Annotated in this window: 1 protein-coding gene; it reads left to right on the top strand. The window is 71.7% G+C overall.

The window, feature by feature from the left end; all coding sequences use genetic code 11:
- A partial coding sequence (locus SMA5143A_RS31850) for a ketoacyl-synthetase C-terminal extension domain-containing protein (protein ID WP_146193982.1) occupies positions 1–822 on the top strand: 822 nt, incomplete at both ends.

The following is an 822-nucleotide window of genomic DNA, read 5'->3' as shown; positions in this document are numbered from 1 at the left end:
CGTACGGGCAGGACCGTGAACGGCCGCTGTACCTGGGGTCGTTGAAGTCGAACATCGGGCATGCCCAAGCTGCGGCCGGGGTGGCGGGCGTCATCAAGACGGTCATGGCGATGCGGCACGGGACGCTGCCGCGCACCCTGCACGTGGACGAGCCGTCACGGCACGTCGACTGGTCGGCGGGCGCGGTGGAACTGCTCACGGAGAACCGGCCCTGGCCGGAAACGGGACGTCCGCGCCGGGCAGGCGTGTCCGCGTTCGGAGTGAGCGGGACCAACGCCCACCTCATCCTCGAACAGGGCGACGACACCCGGGCGGAGCCTGCCACGGACACCGCCCGCCCGCTGCCCGTCGTCCCGCTGCTGCTCTCGGCTCGCGGGCCGGCCGCTCTGCGGGCACAGGCGGTTCGTCTGCGCGACCACCTGGAGCGCGACGCAAACGCGCCCGCCCTGCACGACATCGGCCTCACCCTGGCCGCGCACCGTGCCGCGCTCGACCACCGTGCCGCCGTCCCGGTCATCGACCGCGAGTCCTTCCGCGCCGCGCTCGACGCACTGGCCGAGGATCGCCCGCATCCCTCGGTCATGCGGGGGAGGGCCGCCGGAAACGGTCTGGCGGTGGTGTTCTCGGGTCAGGGTTCGCAGCGGGTGGGGATGGGGCGTGGTCTGTATGAGGCGTTCCCGGTGTTCGCTTCCGCTTTCGACGAGGTGTGTGCGGGGTTCGAGGGGTTGTTGCCGGGTTCGTTGAAGGACGTGGTGTTCGGCGGTCCCGCCGAGGTGCTGGAGTCCACGGGGTGGGCCCAACCCGCCCTGTTCGCATTGGAAG

It is taken from the genome of Streptomyces sp. MA5143a (genome assembly GCF_900290235.1).
Lineage (GTDB): Bacteria > Actinomycetota > Actinomycetes > Streptomycetales > Streptomycetaceae > Streptomyces.
Note: the sequence above shows the minus strand (reverse complement) of the source record. Positions and strands in the feature narration are given on the sequence as shown.